This is a genomic window from Micromonospora sp. WMMD734 (assembly GCF_049178975.1).
GTDB classification, from domain to species: Bacteria; Actinomycetota; Actinomycetes; order Mycobacteriales; family Micromonosporaceae; genus Micromonospora; species Micromonospora wenchangensis.
On sequence record NZ_JBMHMK010000001.1, the window covers coordinates 5591263 to 5607539 of the forward strand.

At 74.4% G+C, this 16277-nt stretch carries 13 protein-coding genes; 6 read left to right on the plus strand and 7 right to left on the minus strand.

The features are described 5' to 3' along the window. Positions 1–13 precede the first annotated feature (13 nt). From dnaJ to dnaK, 3 genes are all read right to left on the minus strand, one after another. Positions 14–1195 (minus strand): molecular chaperone DnaJ, encoded by a 1182-nt coding sequence (gene dnaJ, locus ACN267_RS24155; protein ID WP_281901466.1) that lies wholly within the window; start codon positions 1193–1195, stop codon positions 14–16. An 81-nt stretch (positions 1196–1276) separates the two neighbouring features. Then, complete coding sequence (grpE, locus tag ACN267_RS24160) at positions 1277–2020, minus strand: nucleotide exchange factor GrpE (protein WP_281901468.1); 744 nt, start codon at positions 2018–2020, stop codon at positions 1277–1279. 36 nt (positions 2021–2056) lie between these two features. After that, positions 2057–3919 (minus strand): molecular chaperone DnaK, encoded by a 1863-nt coding sequence (dnaK, locus tag ACN267_RS24165; protein ID WP_204958472.1) that lies wholly within the window; start codon positions 3917–3919, stop codon positions 2057–2059. A 207-nt stretch (positions 3920–4126) separates the two neighbouring features. Between dnaK and ACN267_RS24170 the strand changes: the two genes are divergently transcribed. From ACN267_RS24170 to ACN267_RS24180, 3 genes are all read left to right on the plus strand, one after another. Then, entirely contained in the window at positions 4127–5980 is a 1854-nt protein-coding gene (locus ACN267_RS24170; RefSeq protein WP_421489717.1) for an ABC transporter, read from the plus strand. A gap of 17 nt (positions 5981–5997) precedes the next feature. After that, entirely contained in the window at positions 5998–7659 is a 1662-nt protein-coding gene (locus tag ACN267_RS24175; protein WP_421490486.1) for a GTPase, read from the plus strand. A 109-nt stretch (positions 7660–7768) separates the two neighbouring features. Continuing rightward, complete coding sequence (locus ACN267_RS24180) at positions 7769–8995, plus strand: hypothetical protein (protein ID WP_204958470.1); 1227 nt, start codon at positions 7769–7771, stop codon at positions 8993–8995. 16 nt (positions 8996–9011) lie between these two features. On the opposite strand, the gene ACN267_RS24185 is transcribed toward ACN267_RS24180, so the two are convergent. Beyond that, a complete protein-coding gene (locus ACN267_RS24185) occupies positions 9012–9923 on the minus strand; it encodes an NAD(+)/NADH kinase (protein ID WP_204958469.1) in 912 nt (303 codons plus the stop codon). Beyond that, positions 9920–11050, minus strand: coding sequence for an SPFH domain-containing protein (locus ACN267_RS24190; protein WP_421489718.1), 1131 nt, complete (start codon positions 11048–11050; stop codon positions 9920–9922). Before ACN267_RS24190 ends, ACN267_RS24185 begins: the two co-directional genes overlap by 4 nt. A 75-nt stretch (positions 11051–11125) precedes the next feature. Here ACN267_RS24190 and ACN267_RS24195 point away from each other — a divergent pair, with 75 nt between their 5' ends. After that, positions 11126–11812: an NUDIX hydrolase gene (locus ACN267_RS24195; protein ID WP_421489719.1), complete on the plus strand. Its 687-nt coding sequence runs from the start codon at positions 11126–11128 to the stop codon at positions 11810–11812. A gap of 20 nt (positions 11813–11832) precedes the next feature. On the opposite strand, the gene ACN267_RS24200 is transcribed toward ACN267_RS24195, so the two are convergent. Then, the gene (locus tag ACN267_RS24200; RefSeq protein WP_281901479.1) at positions 11833–12375 is read right to left on the minus strand and encodes a phosphatase PAP2 family protein; all 543 of its coding nucleotides are present in this window, start codon (positions 12373–12375) and stop codon (positions 11833–11835) included. 216 nt (positions 12376–12591) lie between these two features. Further along, a complete protein-coding gene (locus ACN267_RS24205; RefSeq protein WP_421489720.1) occupies positions 12592–13548 on the minus strand; it encodes a hypothetical protein in 957 nt (318 codons plus the stop codon). 563 nt (positions 13549–14111) lie between these two features. Here ACN267_RS24205 and pdhA point away from each other — a divergent pair. Both pdhA and ACN267_RS24215 read left to right on the plus strand, forming a co-directional pair. Then, positions 14112–15287 (plus strand): pyruvate dehydrogenase (acetyl-transferring) E1 component subunit alpha, encoded by a 1176-nt coding sequence (pdhA, locus tag ACN267_RS24210; RefSeq protein ID WP_421489721.1) that lies wholly within the window; start codon positions 14112–14114, stop codon positions 15285–15287. Beyond that, positions 15287–16276, plus strand: a complete 990-nt coding sequence (locus ACN267_RS24215) for an alpha-ketoacid dehydrogenase subunit beta (RefSeq protein WP_219465503.1) — start codon at positions 15287–15289, stop codon at positions 16274–16276. The genes pdhA and ACN267_RS24215 overlap by 1 nt, the downstream gene beginning before the upstream one ends. The last annotated feature ends 1 nt before the right edge of the window (position 16277 follow it).

The window sequence follows — 16277 nt, forward strand, 5'->3', positions numbered from 1 at the left end:
ACCCGTCCACCGGTCAACCGACCCGACGCACCCGCGCGTCGAGATGTTCCCGGGCCGCCGGCGGCGTCGCCCCGGCGAACGACTCCAGCGCCGCCCGGGCCTCGTCCGACACCGTCGCCGGCACCACCACGTCCAGCGTGACCAGCAGGTCGCCGGCCCGCCCGTCCCGTCGTACGACACCCTTGCCCCGGGCCCGCAGCACCCGCCCGGACGGGGTGCCCGGCGGGACGCGCAGGGTCACCGCGCCGTCCAGCGTGGGTACCCGCAGGTCGGTGCCGAGCACCGCCTCGGCGAAGGTGATCGGCACGGCCAGCGTCAGGTCGTCACCGGTACGCCCGAACAGGTCGTCGGGGCGGACCTTCACCTGCACGAACAGGTCGCCCGCCGGCCCGCCGCGCTGCCCCGGCTCGCCCCGCCCGGCCAGTCTGATCCGCTGGCCGTCGGCCACCCCGGCGGGGAACCGGACGTTGAGCGTGCGGGCCTTGGTGACCCCGCCGGTGCCCTGGCACTCGGGGCACTTCTCCTCGACGACCGTCCCGACACCCTGGCAGTTGCGGCACGGCTCGGAGAAGCTGAACGAGCCCTGGTCCCGGGTGGTCACCCCGGCACCGTGGCAGACCGGGCAGGCGGTCGGCTGGGTGCCCGGCTTCGCGCCGTTGCCGTGGCAGGTGTCGCAGACCCCCGGCGCGCGCAACGTCAACGGCAGGGTGACACCCCGGACGGCGTCGCCGAAGTCGAGGGCAACCTCGGTCTCCACGTCCCGGCCCCGGGCCGGACCACGCGCCCGGGTCGGGCCGGCACCACCGCCACCGCCGGAGAAGATCGAACTGAACAGGTCGGTGAAGCCGCCGCCACCGAACCGGTTGTCCCCGCCACCGCCGCCGAACAGGTCGGAGACGTCGAACGGGGCCCCGCCGGGCTGACCCGGGCCGCGCGCGCCCCGCCGGAACGCGCCCGAGCCGAACAGCGAGCGCATCTCGTCGTACTCGCGGCGTTTGGCGTCGTCGCCGAGCACCGCGTACGCCTCGGAGACGCCCTTGAACCGTTCCTCGGCCCTGGGGTCACCGGGGTTGTGGTCCGGGTGCGACTCCCGGGCCAGTTTCCGGTACGACTTCTTGATCTCGTCCGAGGAGGCGGACTTCTCCACGCCCAACGTGGCGTAGAAGTCCTTCTCGATCCAGTCCTTGGAACTCACCGGTCCACCCCCTTCCGTGAGATGTGGCCCGGTCGCCCCGTCCACCGTTGGGGGTGGGCGGGGCGACCGGATGGCCGTGCACTATTCCGGGTCGGCGACCGCGACCATGGCCGGCCGCAGCAGCCGCTCACCGAGCAGGTAACCCCGACGCATCACCTGCACGCAGGTGGGCTCGTCGACGTCCGGTGAGGTCTGGTGCGCGACCGCCTCGTGCCGGGTCGGGTCGAACGGGTCGCCCTGCTCACCGAAGGGCGTCAGGCCGAACTTGCCGAGCGCCGTGGTGAGCTGCTCGGCCACCGTGCCGAACGGCCCGACCAGGTCACCGTGTTCCCGGGCCCGGTCCAGGTCGTCCAGGATGGGCAGCAGCGCGGCGAGCACCGAGCCGGTCGCCTGCTCCTGGACCACGCCCCGGTCCCGGTCCACCCGCTTGCGGTAGTTGGCGTACTCCGCCGACACCCGTTGCAGGTCCCGGGTCCGCTCGTCCAGCTCGGCCCGGAGGGCTTCCAACTCGGCGCCGAGCGGGGAACCGGTCGGGCTGCCGTCGACCGGCTGCGCGGGGGCGTCCACCACCGGCGGACCGGTCGGTGCCGGGCCGTCGAGGGCGGTGGCCTCGGCCTCGATCTCGTCGACCACCACCTCGGACTCCTCGACCAGCCCCTCGGCCGGGACGTCGGCCCCGGCGTCGGCGGCGGCGGGCGTCTCCTCGGTCCTGCCGAGCTTGCGGTTGTCCCGGATGACGACCCGCGGCCCGTCGTCGGTGGGCGCGGAGCCACCCGGCGTCGACCCGGAGGTGCCCGGGTCGGCGGCTCGTGGCTTCTCCGTCATACGACTACCTCGTTCCCTGTGCGGTGGCGTGGACCGTCACTTCTTGTCCTCGTCCACGATCTCCGCGTCGACCACGTCGTCCGGGCCGCCCGCCTTCGGTGCACCGGCGGCACCGGCGGCACCGGCACCCGCACCGGCCGCGCCCGGCTGCTCAGCCTGCTCGGCCTGCTGCGCGTAGAGCAGCGAACCAGCCTGCTGGGAGACCTGGGCGAGCTTCTCGTGGGCCGCCTTGATCTTGTCGATGTCCTGGCCGCCGAGCGCGCCACGCAGCTCGCCCAGGGCCTCGTTGAGCTGCTCCCGGTTTTCCGTGGGCAGCTTGTCGCCGCTCTCGGCGAGGAACTTCTCGGTCTGCCACTGGAGCGCCTCGGCCACGTTGCGGGCCTCGGCCTCCTCCCGGCGACGCTTGTCGTCGTCGGCGTGCTCCTCGGCGTCGCGGCGCATCCGCTCGATGTCGTCCTTCGGCAGCGAGGAGCCGCCGGTGATCGTCATCTTCTGTTCCTTGCCGGTGCCCAGGTCCTTGGCGTGCACGTTGACGATGCCGTTGGCGTCGATGTCGAAGGTGACCTCGACCTGCGGCACGCCGCGCGGCGCCGGCGGGAGGCCGGTCAGCTCGAAGGTGCCGAGCTTCTTGTTGTACGCCGCGATCTCCCGCTCGCCCTGGAACACCTGGATCAGCACCGACGGCTGGTTGTCGTCGGCCGTGGTGAAGACCTCGGAGCGCTTGGTCGGGATGGTGGTGTTGCGCTCGATGAGCTTGGTGAAGATGCCGCCCTTGGTCTCGATGCCCAGGCTCAGCGGGGTCACGTCGAGCAGCAGGACGTCCTTGACCTCGCCCTTGAGCACACCGGCCTGCAGGGCCGCGCCGACGGCGACGACCTCGTCCGGGTTGACGCCCTTGTTCGGGTCGCGGCCGGTGAGCTGCTTGACCAGGTCGGTCACGGCCGGCATCCGGGTGGAGCCGCCGACCAGGATCACGTGGTCGACGTCGGCGACCTTGATGCCGGCGTCCTTCACGGCCTGCTCGAACGGGCCCTTGCAGCGGTCCAGCAGGTCCTGCGTCATCCGCTGGAACTCGGCGCGGCTGAGCGTCACGTCCAGGTGCAGCGGGCCGGCCGAACCGGCGGTGATGTACGGCAGGTTGATGTTGGTGGTGGTGGCCGCCGACAGCTCGATCTTGGCCTTCTCGGCCGCCTCGCGGAGCCGCTGGAGCGCCATCTTGTCCTGGCCCAGGTCGATGCCGTGCTCGCCCCGGAACGTCTTCACCAGGTGGTCGATGATGCGCTGGTCCCAGTCGTCGCCGCCGAGCTGGTTGTCACCGCTGGTCGACTTGACCTCGACGACGCCCTCGGCCAGCTCCAGCAGGGACACGTCGAAGGTGCCGCCACCGAGGTCGAAGACCAGGACGGTCTGCTCCTTGGAGCCCTTGTCCAGCCCGTACGCCAGGGCCGCCGCGGTCGGCTCGTTGACGATCCGCAGCACGTTGAAGCCGGCGATCTCGCCGGCCTCCTTGGTGGCCTGGCGCTGGCCGTCGTTGAAGTAGGCGGGCACGGTGATCACCGCGTCGGTGATCTGCTCACCCAGGTAGGCCTCGGCGTCCCGCTTGAGCTTCATCAGCGTGCGCGCCGAGATCTCCTGCGGGGTGTACTTCTTGCCGTCGATGTCGACGGTCCAGTTGGTGCCGATCTCCCGCTTGACCGAGCGTATGGTCCGGTCCGGGTTGGTCACCGCCTGGCGCTTGGCGACCTCACCGACGAGCACCTCGCCGTTGCGGGCGAACGCGACGATCGACGGGGTCGTCCGCGAGCCCTCAGCGTTGGCGATGACGGTGGGCTCACCGCCCTCCAGAACGCTGACGCAGGAGTTCGTCGTGCCGAGGTCGATACCGACCGCACGTGCCATCTTCGCTTCCTCGCTTCGTAACGGGTGGGCAGGTCAGAGGGCCTGCCCGGTGGGCCGCCCGCAGCGACCACACCACAAGTTGAGTGAACTTGACTCAATAGTGCCACGCGATCGCCAAAGCGCAAGTCGAGTTGAGCCGACCCGACGCAACCTGACCGTTACTACCCTCCGGTTGTCTCTGTTGCATCGGTCGGGCACGCTTTAGCGGTGACGACGCACGGCGATCCCGCCACCCGGTCCGGCGCGCCCACCGTCGCCGCCCGCACCGGGTCGTCGGAGACCGACGAGACGCCGCCCGGCCCCACCGGGGACGGCCTGCCCGCCGCCCTCACCGGCCTGCGGGCCGCGATCGGCGCGGCCCGGTTCCCGCTGGCGCTGCCCTCGGCCGAGCCGGCACGGCACACCGGCCGGGCGCTGACCGACCAGCTCGACGACTACCTGCTGCCCCGGCTGGCCCGGCTCGACGCCCCGCTGCTCGTGGTCGTCGGCGGCTCCACCGGCGCGGGCAAGTCCACACTGGTCAACAGCCTGGTCCAGGCCCGGGTGAGCGCCGCCGGGGTGCTGCGCCCCACCACCCGTTCCCCGGTGCTGGTCTGCAACCCCGCCGACGCCGCCTGGTTCCGTCAGGGCGACCTGCTGCCCGGCCTGACCCGCACCAACGAGCCCAGCGAGGACCCGGGCACCCTGCACCTGGTCACCGCCCCCGCGCTCGCACCGGGGCTGGCCTTCCTCGACGCCCCCGACATCGACTCGGTGGTCGACGCCAACCGCGCCCTCGCCGGCCAGTTGCTTGCCGCCGCCGACCTCTGGCTCTTCGTCACCACCGCCGCCCGGTACGCCGACGCCGTCCCGTGGGAGCTGCTGCGCTCCGCCCGCTCCCGGGGGGCCTCGATCGCCATGGTGCTCGACCGGGTGCCCCCCGAGGCCGCCGACGAGATCGCCGCCCACCTGTCCGAGATGCTCGCCGCCCAGGAGCTGGGCGCGGCGCCGCTGTTCGTCCTGCCCGAGACCTGGGTCGACGGCCAGGGCCTGCTGCCCGACCGGGTGACCGCGCCGCTGGGTGGCTGGTTCGCCCGGCTCGCCGCCGACGCCGAGGCCCGCGCCGCCGTGGTCCGGCAGACCCTGGACGGCGCGCTCGCCTCGCTGCACCCCACGGTCGAGGCCCTCGCCGACGCCGCCGACGAGCAGGTGGCCGCCGCCGACGCGCTGGACGACCGGGTCCGGGCCGCCTACCAGGGCGCGCACCGCACCGTGAGCGAGGGGCTGAAGGACGGCCGGCTGCTGCGCGGCGAGGTGCTCGCCCGCTGGCAGGAGTTCGTCGGCACCGGGGAGTTCTTCCGGACGCTGGAGGCCCGGATCGGCCGGCTGCGCGACCGGCTCGTCGCCGCGGTCACCGGCCGGCCCGCCACGCCCGCCACCGACCTGCGCAACGCCATCGAGTCGCAACTGGTCACCCTGCTACGCGGGGTCGCCGCCGAGGCGGCGGAGCACACGTACACCGCCTGGAAGGCGCACCCGGCCGGGGCCGCACTGCTCGAACCGCCGCTGGCGCACGCCGCGACCGACCTGCCCGAACGGGCCGAACGGCTGGTCCGGGACTGGCAGCGGGCCGTGCTGGAGCTGGTCCGCGACGAGGGCGGCGACAGGCGGTTCGTGGCCCGTACGGCCGCGTACGCGGTCAACGCCACCGGGCTGGCCGTGATGATCGCCGTCTTCGCCTCCACCGCGTTCATCCCCACCGGTCTGGAGGTGGCCACCGGGGCGGGCACCACCGTCGCCGCGCAGGCCGTGCTCCAGGCGATCTTCGGCGACCAGGCGGTGCGTACCCTCGCCGCGAAGGCCCGCGGCGACCTGCTGGAGCGGGTCCGCGCGCTGCTCGACGAGGAGGCGGCCCGCTACCTGGGCCGCACCGACGCCGCCCGGCCCGGCCCGGAGGCCGCCGCCGGCCTGCGCCGGGCCGCCGCCCGGGTCGAGGTGGCCCGGCACCGCAGCGGGCTCGCCGACCAGGCCGGCCCGGCGCTACCGACCCCGACCCCGACCCCCGAGGACGGCATCCGGTGACCAACATCGTCGGCCGGATGCGCGAGGCGCTCCGGGGTGACAAGCGTGTCGACGCCGACGCCCTGGTGGCCCGGCTCGACGCGGTGCGCCGCTTCCTCGACGCGGTCGACGGCGAGGTGCCCGACACCCGGCTGGTCGGCGCGCACACCCTGGTCGAGCGGGCCGGCACCCGGTTGTCGCTGTCCCGGGACCACACCGTGGTCGCGCTGGCCGGGGCCACCGGCAGCGGCAAGTCCAGCCTGTTCAACGCCCTGGCCCAGTTGGAGCTCTCCCCGGTCGGGGTGCGCCGGCCCACCACCGGCGTCGCGCACGCCTGCGTGTGGGGGCCACTGGACGGCGGCACCCGGCTGCTCGACTGGGTCGGCGTCCTGCCCCGGCACCGGTTCGTCCGGGAGAGCGCGCTCGACGGCGACGACGAGTCCGCCCTGCACGGGTTGATCCTGCTCGACCTGCCCGACTTCGACTCGGTGCAGCGGTCCCACCGGCTGGAGGTGGACCGCCTGCTCGGCCTGGTCGACCTGGTGGTCTGGGTGGTCGACCCGCAGAAGTACGCCGACCGGGTGATCCACACCAGCTACCTGCGCGAGTTCCACAGGCACCGGGACGTGACGGTGGTGGTGCTCAACCAGGCCGACCGGCTGCCCCCGGCCGAGCTGCCCCGGGTGCTGGCCGACCTGCGTCGGCTGCTCGACGTCGACGGGCTCGACGGGGTGCCGCTGCTGGCCACCACGGCGGTCGAGCCGAACGGGATGACCGGGCTGCGGGAGGCGTTGGAACGGGCCGTGTCGGACCGGCAGGCCGCGCTGCGCCGGCTCTGGGGTGACGCCGACACGGTGACGGCCGCGCTGGGGGAACTGGTCGCCGTCGAGGCCCCCGGGCACACCCCGGACGCGGCGACGATCCGCACCCTGGACCGCGCGCTGGCCGACGCGGCCGGGGTGCCCACCGTGACGGGCGCGGTCGAGGGGGCGTACCGGCAGCGGGCCGGTGCCGCGACGGGCTGGCCGCTGGTCCGCGGCTGGCGGCGGCTGCGCCCCGACCCGCTGCGCCGGCTGCACCTGCCCGGTCCGGCGGCCGACCCGCAGCAGCCGGTGCCGGCCCCGCTCGCGGCGACCTCGGTGCCCGAACCGACGGCCGCCCAGCAGTCCGCCCTCGGGCTGGCCATCCGCGCGGTCGGCGACCGCTCCGGCGATGGCCTGCCCGCCCCCTGGCCGGCCGCGGTGACCGCCGCCGCCCGGTCCCGCCTGGCCGACCTGCCGGACGCGCTGGACGCGGCGGTCGCCGGCACCGACCTGGGCATGGAACGCCGGCCGCTGTGGTGGCGGCTGGTGGGCGGCGTCCAGTGGCTGGTCACCCTCGCCGCCGTGGTCGGGCTGGGTTGGCTGGTGCTCGGGTACGCGCTGCGCGCCCTCGGGCTGCCCGCGCTCGACTACCCCCGGGTGGGCCAGACACCGTTGCCCACCGTGCTGCTGCTCGGCGGGTTGCTCGCCGGCCTGCTGGTTGCGGCGGTGACCGGGCCGGTGATCAGATGGGCGGCCCGGCGGGCCCGGCAGCGGGCCGAGGGGCGGCTCACCGAGGAGGTCGCCCGGGTCGGCGCGGAGTACGTCCTCACCCCCGTGCGCGATCTCGTCGACCGGTACGCCCTGGCCCGCCGGGCCTGGCAGGACGCCGCCGGCTGAATCCCGGCGGGGAAGGCCCGGCGTCCATCGACGGACGCCCGGGCCCCGGCCGGTGAACGCGGACGTCGGCACGGGTGTCCGGGGCGGCGCGGCGGCGTAGGGTCGTGCCATGGCCACGCCACAGACCCCCTACGACGCGGTGCTGTCCGCCGCCCGCGACGTGACCAGGCTGGACTGCGCGCTCGACGCCGAGATGCTCGGCACGGCGCTGCTGGGCAGCGTCTACGCGATCGCCGAGACCGACCGGGAAACGGCGGTCCGGGAATTCGTCTCCGGTTTCCTCGCCGCCACCTCCCGCCGCCGCACGGCCGCCGCCACCACCATCCGGCAGGTCTTCGCCGCGCTGGTCCCGACCGCCGAGGGCGCGGCGAAGGTCCGCCCCGGCGCGCAGGCGCCGGCCTGGGCCGGCCAGCTCGGCCGGGTCCACCTCACCGGCACCTGGTCCTACGGCGACGTGTACGGCGACCAGACCTCCTACCTGGCCACCTTCGCCTACGACGACGAGTCGGGTGGCCCGGAGCACGCCCTGGTCGCGCTGGTCGACCACAACATCGGCATCACCAAGGACGTCTTCGTCGGCGGTCCGGCCGAACGCATCCTCGCGCAGGTTCGGCAGATGTGCGCCGACGACGACCTGACCTGGTTCCGGGAGGAGGACCCGGCCCGGATGCGCGGCGAGGTGGGCCGTCACCTGGAGATCACCGACGACCTCGGCGACCTGCCGGCCGAGGGTTCACTCGCCACCGACCGGGCGCTGGTCGGGGCGCGGTTGGCGGTGTTGCCGCAGGCGGGCGTCGACACCACCGGCTGGCCCGCCGAACCGCTCTCCAGCGACGAACGTACCGAGCTGGTCCGGGCCTTCCTCGCCGCCCCCGAGGCGGCCCGGTACGGCCTGAACACCCTCGACGGCGACGCCGAGTTGGCCTCGCTGCACTTCTGCCTCGGCCTGCTCTTCGACCACGCGGCGAGTTTCCCGGACGCCGACCCGCTGCGCTGGAGCCCGGCGGTGGCCGGGCTGTTCCTGCTCGACTGGGTGCACCGGCGGGCCGTGCTGGACATGGACGACGCGGCGCTGCTGCCCCGGGTGCTGCGCGCCTGGACGGCGTTCGCGGCCCGGCGACGCGGGCTGCCCGAGCGGGCCGTCACCCAGACCGACGAGGCGATCGAGGAACTGGTGCCGGAGTTCGCCAGGCTCTACTCGACTGGTGAGCGGCGCAGCCCGGCGACGGCGGCGGTGGCCCAGTTGATGGCCGACGGCGTCGACCCGGACGACCCGGTCGCGTTGGACGCCTGGATCGAGGCCAACCGGCAGCGCCTCGGCGACGACACCCCCTGACCGGCCGGACCACCGGTCAGGGTTCGACCAGGGCCAGCCGGCCCGGGGCGACGTCGAGGCGGATGCGCTGACCCCAGCGCAACGTCAACCGGTCGGTCTCCAGGCCGTCGGCAAAGGCCACCAGGCCGTCGGACTCGGCGGTCAGCTCCAGCGTGCCGGTGCCGTCGAGTCGGCCGGCGACCAGGTCGGCCCCGGTGACCGGGGACGGCCACGCCTCCCGGACGAACCAGCACAGCGCCGGCTCCTGCGGAGCGGGGAGCACGACGGCGGCCGGTCGGCCCCGGGCGATCGAGGCGCACCAGCCGGTGGCCCCGGTGCCGGTGCCGACGACCACCCCGGAGGACGACTGCCGTTCCCGGCGGGGTCGGCCGTCGGAGGTCACGTCGAGCAGGTAGCGGGCCGACTGGTGGGAGGGGTGCCCGACGTACACCTCGTTGAGGCCGACCAGTTCCTGACCGTCGTCGAGGGTGGCCCGGACCATGGCCCGGTGCCGCAGCGGCGCGGTTCCGGCCACCACCGCCGGCAGCAGGGCGGCCACCTGGTCGCCGGTGCACCGGACCAGCACCCCGGCGTTGCGGCCCGGCTCCGGGTCGACGCCGAGGACGGGTTGCCCGTCGAGGTACTTCGCCACGTTGGCGACCAGTCCGTCCGGCCCGACGGCGACGACGATGTCCTCCGGCCCGAACAGGAACCGGGGCAGATCGTCCCGGTTCACCGTGCCGCGTCGCCAGTCGGCAGGGACGGCGGCCCCGACGGCGGTCAGCGCCGCCTGGAGTGCCTCGTGCCGGTCCACCACCTCGGCCAGGTCCCGCCCCCGGGCGCGCAGGTACCACTGGGCCGCCGCCCGGGTGCCGTGCCGGGCGAGCAGTTCGTCCAGCTCGCTGGGGCGGCGGACGACCACCACCCGGGGGGCCAGGGTGGCGCTCACCGGTCGACCGTCCCGGTCGGGCCGGTGGGCGTCCCGGTCGGGCCGGTGAGTCGGCCGAGCAGGTCGGCGAGCAGGTCCGGGGTGACCGTGAGCTGGCCGATCGGGGGGAGCTGACCGGCGAGTTCCCGCACGGTGAGGGCCTGGAGCACCGCCGGCGGCAGTTCGGCGTACGTGGTCAGCTTCGCCGCCTCCGCCTCGGCCTCGGCGGCCCCGACGGCGCGTACCGTCTCGGCCTTGGCCAGGGCGAGCACCCGTTCCTTGTCGGCGGCGCCGGCGGCGAGCAGGCGTTCCTTCTCGGCCTCGGCGGTGGCGAGCACCCGGGCCCGGTCAGCGGCGGCGGTGTTGGCGACCTGTTCCCGTTCCGCCTTGCCGTGGGCGGCGGCCAGTTCGGCGGCGGCGTCGAGTTCGGCCCGGCGACGGGCGTTCGCGCCGTGCTGCTCGACGAGCTGCTGTTCCCGGCGGGCCAGCTCGATCTTGTTCTGGAGTTCGTTCTCGGCGATGCCGCGTTCCTGCTCGACGGCCTGGGCCCGGCGGGCGTACGTGGCCCGGTCGGCCTGCACCTGCACGGCCTCCCGGGTGGGGGTCTGCAGGGCGCGTTCCAGTTCGGGTTCGGGTCGGACGGCGACCACCCGGGCGCTGACCACGGCGACGCCGATGTCGGCGAGCCGGGGTTCGGCACCGAGCGCTGCGGAGACCGCCTCCCGTACGGGTGCCACGGTGGTCAGCGCCTCGGCCAGCGGGACCCGGGCGAGCAGGTCGAGGGCGGGTTGCTGGGCCAGCTCGGCCAGCAGCGTGGCGACCTGGTCGAGGGGGCGGGAGCGGGCCCGGCCGGTGCGCGGGTCGACCGAGAAGTCGAGCCGGGCGGCGGCCAGCGCCGGGTCGGCCACCCGGTAGGTCACGGTGGCCTGGACGGTGATGTCGGCGAAGTCGCCGGTACGGGCGTGGAAGAGCAGCGGCAGTTCCCTGTCGTCCACCGGCACCTCGCTCAGGACGGCGGTCAGCGGCCGGTACCAGAACGACTGGCCGGTGCCCTCCCGCCGGACCCGCCCGGCGACGTGCAGCCGCACCCAGTTGGTAGGTGTCCCGCGCAGGTGGCGCAGGAAGAGTCGTCGTGTCACGTCGGCCATGGCTTCACCCCCCCCTTTTTCGTCTTCTCGACGATAACCACTCTGCTATCTTATCGTCAAGGTGGTGATAAAAACGTGACCGACTACCCGTCCATCGCCGTGACCGTCGACCTGGTGGTGCTCACCGTGCGTGCCGACGCGCTGCACCTGCTGCTCGTCCGCCGGGGCATCCCGCCGGACCGGGGCCGGTGGGCGCTGCCGGGCGGCTTCGTCGGCGTCGACGAGGACCTGCCCGACGCCGCCGCCCGGGAACTGACCGAGGAGACCGGGCTGCCGGAGCCGGTCGGTCACCTGGAACAGCTCGGCACGTACGGCCGGCCCGGCCGGGACCCGCGCGGGCGGGTGGTCACCGTGGCCTGGCTGGCGCTGCTACCCGACCTGCCCACCCCGGTCGCCGGGTCGGACGCCGCCTCGGCCGAGTGGGTGCCGGTCACCCGGCTCGCCCCCGGCCAGCTCGCCTTCGACCACGACCTGATCGTCACCGACGGCCTGGAGCGGGCCCGCGCGAAGCTGGAGTACACCCCGCTGGCCGGGGCGTTCTGCCCACCCGAGTTCACCGTGGCGCAACTGCGGGCGGTCTACGAGACGGTCTGGGGGACCCGGCTGGACCCGCGCAACTTCCACCGCAAGGTCACCGGCACCCCCGGCTTCGTCAGCCCCGTCGGCCGCGCCACCGAGGGCGACCGGGGGCGACCCGCCCAACTGTTCCGCCGGGGCCCGGCGACCCGGCTCCACCCGCCCATGCTCCGCCCCGGGTCCTGACCGCCCCCGCCGGCCGGGGGTCAGGAGAGTGCCGCGAAGACCAGCCCGGCCACCAGGGCACCCACCAGCCCGCCGGCCACGACCTGCGCGACGGTGTGGTCGCGCAGCCGGACCCGGGACCAGCCGACCAGGCCGAGCAGCGCAACGGCCGGTAGCAGCCGGGGGCCGAAGGTGAGCACCAGCACCACGAGCGTGCCGGCGGCCACCGCCGAGTGGATCGACATCTTCCACAGGTGGCTGACCGACACCGCCACCACCAGGCCGACCACCCCGGTGGCGACCAGGGCCAGCACCGGACGCGGCGCACCGAGCGCCGCGAGCAGGGCCAGCCCGGCGGCGGCCGACACCAACCCGAACAACAGCGGCACCCGGCGCTGCTCGCGCCGCCCGATGTGGTGGTCGGTGAGCCGGCCCCGCCGCACCCCGCGCAGGACGTACACGAACGGGATGCCGGCGGCGAAGACCGTGGCGAGCAACCCCCAGGCCAGCCCCCGGACGCCACCCGCGCCGTGCCAGCCGATCACCACGGTCAGCCCGGTGACCAGCACGGCCGGTGCGGTCACCTCGGTCACCCACCGGGCCACCCGGGTCGCCGCCCCCGCCGGCCCGACGGGGACCGGGTCGGGGCGGGGCGGGGCGTCGCGGGTCGGGGAGGGTCCGGGGTCGCCCGCCGACCGGTCACCCTCGTCGCGCGTACTCAGCGTTCCGCCCCCGCAGGTCGTGCCGGCCGGTCCGTCGCGCCGGGGTGATCGGCCGGCGGTGTCCGCACCGTGGGCGGTTCAGCTGGCGTCGTTCGTCACCGTACCGTCCGGATCGGTGCCGTCGTGGCTGGTCAGCGCGGGTACCGCGGGCGTCTGCGGCGCGGGGGCCGGGGTCGTCGACGGGCGGGCGGCCGACACCCGGGCGGGGGCCGGCCCGACGCGCGGCACCGGGCGGGCGTCGTCGCGCAGCCGGGCGGGACGGGGGGCGCGGGTCGGGATGGCCGTCACGGTGGGCCGGGGGCGCGGGGTGGGGACCACGGTGACCGTGACGGTGGGGCACGGTCCGACCGTGGGCCCCGGCGTCGGGTCGGGTTCCAGGGTCGCCGTCGGGCCGGGGGTCGGCTCGGGCGTGGGTACCGGCGTGGGGGTGTCCGAGGGGGCCGACGTCGGTGACGGGTCCGGCGGCGGTTCGGAGAAGGTGGCCGTCGGCTCGGCGCTCGGTTCGGCGCTCGGGCTTGGTTCCGCGCTCGGGCTCGGCGCGGTACTCGGGCTCGACGAGGTGGGGGTGGGGTGGGCCGGGGCGGCCGGCGCGTGCGTCCGGGGAACGGGACGGGGGGTCCCGGCGGGGGCCGCCGGGGGCGGCGCGGGACGGTGGGTGGCACCGGTGCCGCCGGTGCCCGCGACGGGGGCCGGCGTGGCTGGCGGGGGTGCGTCGGTCGGGGCGGTCGGCGGCAGGGCCGGTTGGCCGGTGGCGGGCACCGGAACGACGACCGGGCCGACCGACGGGGTGGGCAGGAACGGGGTACCGCCGTCCGGCAGCGCGGTGCTGCCCACGGTGGCGGAGCCGGCGCTGATCGCGGCGAGGACCGGCATGGAGGCGGCCCCGGCGAGCAGGGCGACGGTGAACAGGTAGCCCCGGTGCTGCCCGCCCGGGCCCGGGGCCCGGTGGACGCCGATCATCCGCCGGTAGCTGCCGCCCCCGGCCCGGTGCCGCCCGAGCAGGGGGATCGGAGGACCGTCACCTGGCTCGGACACCGCACACCCCCTCGTCGACCTGCACGTGTTCGTCGGCGGACAGCACGGAGCAGAACGGACATTATTCTCCAAACGCCCACCGGTACCGGTCAGCTTGACCCAGTGACGCCCAGTTCACCAGGCACCACCGCGTGTCGACACACAAAAAGTCCGTCACCCGACCGGTCCGGCGACGACAGTCCGGTGGCAGCGCGGGCGATGCAGGCCCGGTGCCGCGCGGCACCGGGCCGCGCCGCGCGCGGCGACAAAAAAGTCCACGGGTCACCAAGCGGACATGCCACCACCGATGGGAGGGCCATACTGTGGGGCCGCTCACCTCCTCTGCAATCATTCAGGCACGACGGCAACGCAGCCGCCCCTCCGCGCACCCCGTGGCAGGCGTGGCTGGTGGCCGACGCTCCCGAACCGGGTTCGACCCATGGATCCGGCTCAGGTCGTGCGGCAACCCCTACCGGGGCTAGGCACGACAGCCAGGAACCAGTCCGGCAACAGCCGGGCCGGCGCACGTTGTGCGCGGACGGGTGACCCCCCGGCTCGGGCACAGACACGACAGGGAGAGACGGATGGCAAAGGGCGACCCTGCGGTCTCCAGCCGCGGCCGGCGAGCCGCACCCCGGTCCCGACGGGCCGCGACCGGCGAGCCGGAACTCGTACAGCTGCTCACCCCGGCCGGCGAGCGGATCGAGAGCGCGACCGGCCCGGACGGCACCGAGTACCGCGTCGACTTCACCGACGACGAGTACCGCGGCCTCTACCGCGACCTGGTGCTGGTCCGCAAGCTCGACGCCGAGGCGACCGCGTTGCAGCGGCAGGGCGAGCTGGGCCTGTGGGCCTCGCTGCTCGGCCAGGAGGCCGCCCAGGTCGGCTCCGGACGGGCGCTGCGCAGCCAGGACATGGCCTTCCCGACCTACCGGGAACACGGCGTCCTCTACTGCCGGGGCATCGACCCGATCATGCCGCTCGGCCTGTTCCGCGGCGTCGACCAGGGCGGCTGGGACCCGAACGAGTTCAAGTTCAACATGTACACGATCGTCATCGGGGCGCAGACCCTGCACGCCACCGGGTACGCCATGGGCGTCCACATGGACGGCAAGACCGGCACCGAGGACGGCGAGGCGGTGATCGCCTACTTCGGCGACGGCGCCACCAGCCAGGGCGACGTCAACGAGGCTTTCGTCTGGGCCAGCGTCTTCAACGCCCCCCTGGTCTTCTTCTGCCAGAACAACCAGTACGCCATCTCCGAGCCGCTGGAACGCCAGACCCGGGTCCCGCTCTACCGGCGGGCCGGCGGTTTCGGCTTCCCCGGCGTCCGGGTCGACGGCAACGACGTGCTCGCCTCGTACGCGGTGACCCGGCACGCGCTGGACAACGCCCGGCTCGGCCAGGGGCCCAGCCTGATCGAGGCGTACACCTACCGGATGGGCGCGCACACCACCTCCGACGACCCGACCCGTTACCGGATCGCCAGCGAGGTCGAGGCCTGGCAGGCCAAGGACCCGATCGCCCGGATGAAGGCGTTCCTCGAACGGCAGCAGCTCGCCGACGCCGACTTCTTCGCCGAGGTCGACGAGCAGGCCCGCACCGAGGCGGTGCACCTGCGCGAACGGGTGCTGAACATGCCCGACCCGCAGCCGGTCAGCATGTTCGACCACGTATACCCGCACGGCTCGCCCGAGTTGGACGCCCAGCGGGACCAGTTCAGCAGGTACTCGGAGTCGTTCGAGGGGAGCGCGCACTGATGGCCACGGAGACGCTCACCCTCGGCAAGGCCCTCAACACCGGCCTGCGCCGGGCCCTGGAGAACGACCCGAAGGTCGTCATCATGGGCGAGGACGTCGGCAAGCTCGGCGGCGTCTTCCGGATCACCGACGGGTTGCAGAAGGACTTCGGCGACCAGCGGGTGATCGACACCCCGCTGGCCGAGTCCGGCATCATCGGCACCGCCGTCGGCCTGGCCATCCGGGGCTTCCGGCCGATCTGCGAGATCCAGTTCGACGGCTTCGTCTACCCGGCGTACGACCAGATCGTGTCGCAGGTGGCCAAGATGCACTACCGCTCGCAGGGCAAGGTCACCATCCCGATGGTGATCCGGATCCCCTACGGCGGCGGCATCGGTGCGGTGGAGCACCACTCCGAGTCGCCGGAGGCGTACTTCGCGCACACCGCCGGGCTGAAGGTGGTGACCTGCGCCAACCCGCAGGACGCGTACGTGATGATCCAGCAGGCGATCGCCTCGGACGACCCGATCGTCTTCCTGGAGCCCAAGCGCCGCTACTGGGAGAAGGGTCCGGTCGACCTGGACGCCCCGCTGTCCGGGGCGTACCCGTTGCACGCCGCCCGGGTGGTGCGGCCGGGCACCGATGCGACAGTGCTGGCGTACGGCCCGATGGTGCGCACCGCGCTGGACGCGGCGACCGCCGCCGCCGAGGACGGCCGGGAGCTGGAGGTCGTCGACCTGCGTACGCTCTCCCCGCTGGACCTGACCGCCGTCTACGAGTCGGTGCGGCGCACCGGCCGGTGCGTGGTCGTCCACGAGGCCCCGGGCAACCTGGGGCTGGGCTCGGAGATCGCGGCCCGGGTCACCGAGGAGTGCTTCTACTCCCTGGAGTCCCCGGTGCTGCGGGTCACCGGCTTCGACACCCCCTACCCGGCCAGCCGGGTGGAGGAGGAGTACCTGCCCGACCTCGACCGGGTGCTCGACGCCGTCGACCGCACCTTCGGCTGGTGAG